7 protein-coding genes and 1 tRNA gene are annotated in these 7,196 nt (G+C 63.2%); 3 read left to right on the top strand and 5 right to left on the bottom strand.

What is annotated here, in order from left to right:
- The coding region (locus tag BP858_RS09160) for an NAD(P)-binding protein (protein ID WP_286879340.1) at positions 1 to 518 on the bottom strand (518 nt) is incomplete at its 3' end.
- Between the two features lie 113 nt (positions 519 to 631).
- Between BP858_RS09160 and BP858_RS09155 the strand changes: the two genes are divergently transcribed.
- Positions 632 to 705 (top strand) — tRNA-Lys (locus tag BP858_RS09155).
- A 116-nt stretch (positions 706 to 821) separates the two neighbouring features.
- On the opposite strand, the gene BP858_RS09150 is transcribed toward BP858_RS09155, so the two are convergent.
- Positions 822 to 962, bottom strand: a complete 141-nt coding sequence (locus tag BP858_RS09150) for a hypothetical protein (protein WP_156147525.1) — start codon at positions 960 to 962, stop codon at positions 822 to 824.
- Positions 963 to 1,105: 143 nt separating this feature from the next.
- Entirely contained in the window at positions 1,106 to 1,993 is an 888-nt protein-coding gene (locus BP858_RS09145) for an ABC transporter ATP-binding protein (protein ID WP_074174760.1), read from the bottom strand.
- Between the two features lie 84 nt (positions 1,994 to 2,077).
- Between BP858_RS09145 and BP858_RS09140 the strand changes: the two genes are divergently transcribed.
- Both BP858_RS09140 and BP858_RS09135 read left to right on the top strand, forming a co-directional pair.
- Positions 2,078 to 3,883: a PrsW family intramembrane metalloprotease gene (locus tag BP858_RS09140; RefSeq protein ID WP_286879339.1), complete on the top strand. Its 1,806-nt coding sequence runs from the start codon at positions 2,078 to 2,080 to the stop codon at positions 3,881 to 3,883.
- The gene (locus tag BP858_RS09135) at positions 3,880 to 4,950 is read left to right on the top strand and encodes an ABC transporter permease (protein ID WP_286879338.1); all 1,071 of its coding nucleotides are present in this window, start codon (positions 3,880 to 3,882) and stop codon (positions 4,948 to 4,950) included. The genes BP858_RS09140 and BP858_RS09135 overlap by 4 nt, the downstream gene beginning before the upstream one ends.
- 275 nt (positions 4,951 to 5,225) lie before the next feature.
- On the opposite strand, the gene BP858_RS09130 is transcribed toward BP858_RS09135, so the two are convergent.
- Positions 5,226 to 6,539: a methyl-coenzyme M reductase glutamine C-methyltransferase gene (locus tag BP858_RS09130; protein WP_286879337.1), complete on the bottom strand. Its 1,314-nt coding sequence runs from the start codon at positions 6,537 to 6,539 to the stop codon at positions 5,226 to 5,228.
- A 55-nt stretch (positions 6,540 to 6,594) separates the two neighbouring features.
- Positions 6,595 to 7,196: hypothetical protein (locus tag BP858_RS09125; protein WP_286879336.1), on the bottom strand; the 602-nt coding region annotated here is incomplete at its 5' end.

Below are 7,196 nucleotides of genomic sequence, written 5' to 3'. Positions count from 1 at the left end.
GGGTCGGGGTTTAGATGGGTGACGATGCAGAGCGTCCCTTCCCAGGAAGCAAGCATATCATAGAGCCGCAGGGCGAGCCTTGACGAGTGGAGTTGCCTGATATGGTGGATGGCGGTCCTCGCAACCACTTCCTGCGGGTAGAGGACGATATCGGCACCTTCCTGCTGGAGGAGGTCGACGCTGACCGGGTCGGTGGCGCGTGCGATGACGTAGGTCGCCGGGTAGCGGTTCTTGATGGTCTTGAGCGCGGCCAGATTGGCGTCGCGATCGTTCGCAAGGATGAACGCGACCTCCGGCACCGGCAATCCCTCCATGAGGTCGGGGTCGCGGAGATCACGAACGAACGCTTCGTACTTCTGGTCCCGGAGATCTTCCACGCGCTTCTCGTCCTTATCCACGATGATGAGATCTTCATCTTCCTGCTCGAGTTCTTCCGCAACGTTATAGCCGGTGCTCCCGCAGCCAAAAATGACATATTTGACACGTTCTTTTGAAACGTTCTGGACCGCCTCAGGCATGCGTACAATGGTGTAACTTCTCATATTATTAAGGGATTCCATTTCGGCGATTTTCGGCTAGATCCCGCAAGATTTATACCCTATCCCGTGCTACACTATTAGGTCAGATGCGTGGGCCTGTAGCTTAGTTCGGCAGAGCGACGGACTCTTAATCCGTAGGCCAAGGGTTCGAACCCCTTCAGGCCCGCTGAAGATTCAATTTTGCGCATTTTTGCACCTGATCTCTGCACGATCGTTTCAGTGGCGGTCTTCCCGCACCCTGGGAATATATCTCCTTTGGGGATGACGCGCCCGGCAGTCCGGTCAACCTGCACCGTCCTTTGCCCGCATTGTGATTGTTGCAGGTGGCTGGATGTTGTTATTCCAGCGGTGTTCTGGAGGCAGATAGACATCCCTGCTATATATACCCTGCTTCGGCGGGAAAAACGGGAAGACCTCGCTCATGGGACCGGGGATCACCGGGGAGGATCTCTTTCGCCCTCACCCGTAGCGGGGAGAAGAGCGCGGTTAAAGGCAAGAGTTACGGGACAAGCCACGTCTTGCGGGTGTGATCGGGCAGGTGTTCATACCCGATCTGGAAGATCGGGTCACCGCCCGATCCGCAGGAGCATCTCTTCAAGCGTCGGGTAGTGCGACTCGATCCGCTCGATTGCGGCACCGTCTGCCGCAAGCGCCGCGGTCGTCCTGTTCAGTTCATCGATGGAGCGAGCCTCGGCGAGGTAGCGGCCGTCGTAGGCCGAGTACCCAACCGATGTGGCGAAAGTCGCTGGATCCGGGATCCGGAAGAAGATCTGGTAGGTGATCGAGCCGAACGCCTCCCGAAGTTCGGGCATGGTCCCTTTTGCAACCACCCTGCCCCGGCGCAGGATCAGGACGAGGTCGCAGGCCTCCTCCACCTGGAAGAGGTTGTGGGCCGAGAAGATCACCGTCTTGCCCCCCTCGCGGAGGCCCTTGATGTAGTCGAGCACCGACCGGGAGGTCATGGGGTCGAGGCCGGATGTGGGTTCATCGTAGATGAGCAGGCCGGGATCGTGCATCAGCGACCGTGCTATGGCGACCTTCCGCTTCATCCCCTTTGAGAGTTCCGCGATCTTCTTCCCCTCTGGTTCGAGCGCGAGCGAAGCGAGGAGGTTATCACGCCGGGTCCTGATGGCGGTCTTTGACATACCGTAGATCTCGCCGAAGAACGAGAGGTACGCATCTGCAGTCATCGTCTCGTAGAGCCTTGACTCCTCGGGGAGGTAGCCCAGGTTCTCTTTCAGGTCGAACGGTCGCCTGACGACATCGACCCCGTCGATGACGAGGTCCCCCGAGGTCGGCGTGATAAGGCCGGCTATGATCTTTAAGAGCGTCGTCTTGCCGGCCCCGTTGTGCCCGATAACCCCGAGTATCTGTGCGTCGTCGAGGTCGAAGGTGACGCCGTCGAGGGCCGGGAAGTCGCCGTAGTGTTTGACAAGAGCGCGGGCCGTGATCACGTTGGTATCCTCCTATGTCGTCGATGACTACTAATAGGTTGCTGCAGAGAGATATGATTCCTCTGACGCTTGTTGGGGATTGTTATGCGTATGCTCTCCTCCATCTGGACGATAGCCGTCTGGGAGATGAAGCGGTCGATGACCACGATGGGAAGGCACGTCCTGCCCCTCGCGGTGGGGCTGCTCATCCTCCTGGTGCTGGTGACCGCGTTTGCCGCCCAGAGCGGCGTCCATATGCAGGACGGCATGTATCGCATCGGCATCGACGACTCAAACGTCGCCCGGGTCGTCGCCCCCGACAACCGGTTCACCGTCATCATCGCTGACGGCCCCGCCCTCTGGGAGGACCGGTTCGCCTACGATATTGCCATCCTCCGGGGAGAGGTCTACGCCGCCGATACTGATAAAGGACGGGCGGCCCTAAAATCGCTTGAACGCGACTACGAGGCCTATGTCTCCCACGTTGCCGCTGCAGAGCCCGATCTCTTCGCCGCATACCCGCTCTGGATCGATCTGGAGTACGTGAAGAGTGAGATCGACTTCGTGGCCACGGAGAGCGGGCAGCGGGTCGGCGCCCCGGTGGGTGCCGAGAACCCCCCCGCTCCTTCAGGCCCGGTCGAGGCGGTGACCCTCCCCCCGTCGACCATGCCGGTTTCGGAGGACGACCTCAGGCAGCACCTCGCTGAGACCGAGAGCGACCATCCCCTCTCCCGCTACACCGGCGTCCTCTCGGAGAGTTCGTCGGCGGATAGGCTCAGGACACCGTCCCAGCTCTCCCCGCCGCTTCCCTTCGACTCTATTATCCTAATCTTCGTCTTCATCTTCCCCCTCTACTTCACATCTCAGTTCTTCATGATGAGCGTGATGAACGAGCGGGTGGGAAGGGCCGGGGAGGCGCTCCTCTCCGCCCCGGTCCGGCCGTCTGCGATCATCATCGGGAAGGCGCTCCCCTACTTTGCGCTCATGCTCTTCATCGCGGCCGCCATAACCTTCCTCATCGGGGCGCCGGCAGGCATCCTCATACCCCTCATACCGGTCATCCTCTTCTTCCTCGCAAACGCCCTGATCATCGGCATGGCCGCCCGGAGTTTCAAGGAACTCTCATTCGTCTCGATCTTCTTCTCGACCCTCGTCACTGCCTACCTCTTCTTCCCGACGGTCTTTGCAAACACCCACGTCATCAGCATCATCTCCCCCCTCACCCTGGTCGTCCTTGAACTCCAGGGCGACGGGTTTACCGCCGCCGAGTACCTCTACTCGACCGCGCTCTTCTTCGCTACAAGCGTCATCCTCTTCTACATCGGCATCGTGAATTACCGCGAGGAGCGGCTCTTCTCGGCAAAACCCCTCGCATCACGGCTCGCCGACTTCATCTCGGGCGGGATCGTCCGCGGCCACCCGCACCTCTCGCTCTTTCTCCTTGCCGCCCTCTCGATACCCTTCGTCTTCATGGTCCAGATGATGGTGCTCGTCCTCTTCTTCAACATCCCGATGCCGCTCTCCCTCATCCTCCTGATCGTCGCTGCGGCGTTCATCGAGGAGTTCGCGAAGTCCGTCGGGATCTACGCCATCGCAAGGGAACGCCCCGGGTTCCTGACGCCGAAGAATCTGCTCCTCGGGGCGTCTGTCATCGGCCTTGGGTTCCTCGCCGGGGAGAAACTCCTCCTCCTTGCCACACTCGCCCAGATCAGCGAGTCGATCTTCGGGAGCGCCCTCTTCCTCTCCCTCGGGGTGCTCTGGATGCCGCTCCTCCTCCACATCACCGGGGTGCTGATCACCGGAGGGTTCCTCCTGCTCTGGGGGCGGCGCGCCTACGGGCCCGGCCTTATTGTGGCAAGCGCAGTGCACAGCCTCTATAACCTCCACTTCATCCTGGGGGGGCTCCTATGAACACCCGCCGCGTAGGTCTCATCGCGAAGAAAGAACTCTTCGGGCTCTCTGCCGAGAAGACGATCATCTTTGCCATCCTCCTGCAGGTCTTCATCGCGATGTTCTCCTCGTTCCTGATGGTGGGGCTCACCACCATGTACGACCCGGAGGCGCTCGAGGGTTACTCGATGGTCACCTACGGCGTCGGTTACGCCGGGGCCGACTCGCCGCTCATCGATGAGTTCAAGAAGCGCGACGATCTGGTGCTCCACCAGATGGACCTCGGTCAGGCGCTCGGCGCACTCCGCGAGCGGAAGGTTGCGGCGGTGGTCTTTGTCCCGGATACGCCGCCGGACGCGGAGGGGCCGGTCACGGTCACGCTCTACCTCATCAAAAACGACCTCCAGTCGAGCGTCATCAACGTCAAACTCAAGGAGGTGCTCCAGGGCTACGAGCGGGAACTCAGGGAGGTCAGGGCCGACCGGATGGTCTCCTTCCCGGTCGGGCTGAACTTCCCCGACGCCGGGGGTGCGGAGAACTTCTTTGAGTTCGTCTACGGTCTCCTCATCCCGCTGCTGGTCTTCCTCCCGGCGGTCATCTCGGCGGCCCTGATCATCGACCTCATCACCGAGGAGTACCAGCAAAAGACCCTTGAGACGCTTATCTCGACGCCGGTCACGTTTACCGAGATGGTCTGGGGGAAGGTCGCCGCCTGCGCCGTCCTGGTCCCGGTCCAGGCCGGAGCCTGGCTTCTCCTCCTCGGGGCGAACGGTATCGCGGTCAGGGGCGCCGTCGCGATCATCCTCCACGCTTCTGTGAGCGGGCTCTTCCTTATCCTGCTCGGAGCCCTCGTTGCGCTCCACTACCGGGAACGGACGAGCGCCCAGTTCATCTTCTCGACAGCGCTCGTTGTGGTCTTCCTCTTTGTCATGGCCGTCCCCTATAACCCCTTAAACCTCATGGTCAGGCTGGCGGTGGATACCGCCGGGCCCGTCCACTGGCTGGTCCTTCTGCTGGTCACAGGTGCGACGGCGCTCCTCGGGTGGGTCGTGACGGTCTATGCCCGCCGGGTCGGGGGCTATAGGTAGCGCCCGTGAGAGACAGGGGAGGGGATTTCCGCCTCTCCGCGAGCCGCCTCCCCAAAAATGCGATATCCAGTGGGAACCCGTGTATGGAAGGTGCGGCGGACGGAACGTCTGGAACTTGAGATGCCGCCAGACTTTGAGTGCCGGAGTTTGAGCACCGAGCAACGGCGTCCCCACTGACGCGGAACTCGATCACCGAAGGCCCGGGCGGGCGTCCCCCTCCCAGGAGAAGTGGTTCGGGACGACTACCTGCAAAATAGAGGCTACCGGCCGGAACCCTATGCCCGGGCCCGGGCGTACCGGAGGATGAGGTCGGTTGCCGCCCTGATATCCCGCCCCTGTTTCTTCGCTTCAGCGAGATAGGCGGAGTAGATCTCGTCGGTCACGAGCCGTATCTGCGGGCGGTACATATCGGCGTGCATCATCAGGTCAAAGCACCGCGCCTCGCTCTCGGTCAGGTCAAGCGGCCGGTACTCCCCGGTGTGGGGGACGAACGCCGGGTTCTTCTCGCGCGGGGTCCTGACCGCGAGGTCTGCAAGCGGCGTCCCCGGGATGGGCTCGGCGCTGCTCACGAAGACGTCGTCGAGGCAGAGGCCGGCGATCAGGTCTTTTGTCGCCTCGTAGTCCCGCTCCGTCTCCCCCGGGTAGCCGACGATGAAACTTCCCGCAACGTTGAGGTTGTGCTCGCGGCACCGCTCCACCGCCTCCTCGACCTCCCGGACGGTGGCGCCCTTGCCCATCATCCGGAGCACCCGGTCGCTCCCCGACTCGATCCCGAAGAAGACCCACCCGATGGTATACTGCCGGATAGCGTCCAGGACCTCGTCGGTGATGCAGTCCACGCGGATGTCGGGGGAGGAGACGTTGCGCGGCCCCATTACCCCGGCCATCCCGCGGAGGAGGGCGATGAAGGCTTCCGGGTCCATCTCCCCGTCGTGGGAGCCGTAGAGCGACCCGGTCCCCCCTGAGACCGAGAGCCGTGTCGCCCCGCACGCCGCAAATGCCTTCACCTCCTCGATGATGTTTGCAAGCGGCCGGCTCCGGATCGTCCGCCCGAAGAACCTGGGCACCTGACAGAAGGTGCACCCCCCGATGCACCCCCGGTGGGTCTCGATGTAGGCGCTCGCGCCCCTGATGCTCTGGCTCCCGATGTCCTCCGGGATCTGGGGGAGCGGCCGGTCGATCGAGGCCGGGGGGGCGGGCGGCGTCACGACTACCCTGTCTCCGTCGAGGAAGGCGATCCCGGGGAGGGCATCTGAGACCCCCTCCTCGACGAGCCTGACCACCGTCTCCTCACCCTCACCGACCACCACCGCATCGGGGGCGAGTTCGCCGAGCACGATCTCCGGCGCTGCCGAGACCGGTCCCCCCACGTAGACCGTCCCGCCACGCTCGCGGTGGGTCCTGATCAGGTCCTGGACAGCGGGGTCGAGGAGGTGCTGGGTCGAGAAGAGGCTCGCGAGCAGGAGCGAACCGGCCGGGGCGGCAGGCGTCCGGGTGAGCGTCACCCGATGGCCTGCGTCGCGGAGGACGCCGCCGATCAGCATAGCGCCGTAGGTGTAGATGCCGGGGGAGAAGATCGTGATATCCATGATACAGTATCGGCGGAACAGTATACAAAATGTGGGGCTTTGCCACGGCCACGGGTCATTGCGGCACTGGCTGCCCGGACCGCCGGACCTCCGCAACGGTGTGGACGCCCCGGTCTGATGCGGTGATCAGCCTGACCTGGAACCGCATGATCCCGGCGATGAGGGGCGCGGGGTTCTGCTCCAGCACCTCCTTTGCCACGGCGCGGGCCTCCCGGAGCCTCCCGGCCCTGCGGAGCAGATCCACAAGAAGCGCCTCGTCCGCCCCTGCCTGAGAGGCTAGGCGCTCACCCTTCTCCCACGCCCGTCGCAGGAGGTCGGCGGCACGTTTCCGGCAGATCCGGGCCGGCACGTCATCCCCCTCGTCGTCGCAGACCCAGGCAGCGTGAAGGGAGGCCCATGCCGCCTGGGCCGGCGCACCGAGGTCCTCCTGGATGAGCGACCAGCAGAGGAAGGTGTTTGCCACTCCGGGATACTTCCGGGCGTCGAGCTGTTCCCGGTAGCGCGGGAGTTTCACCACGTCGGCCGCTCCCTCAGGCGCTTTGCCCGGGTCGGGTGCGCAGTAGCCGCAGGAGGGGCACCGTTTGACCCATGCATAGATGGTGGACCGCAGGGGTTCGGCGGGGCGGGTGTCGAGGTCTCGCGAACCGATGGAGGCGA

This window comes from Methanoculleus sp. UBA413 (assembly GCF_002502935.1).
GTDB lineage: Archaea > Halobacteriota > Methanomicrobia > Methanomicrobiales > Methanoculleaceae > Methanoculleus > Methanoculleus bourgensis.
Note: the sequence above shows the minus strand (reverse complement) of the source record. Positions and strands in the feature narration are given on the sequence as shown.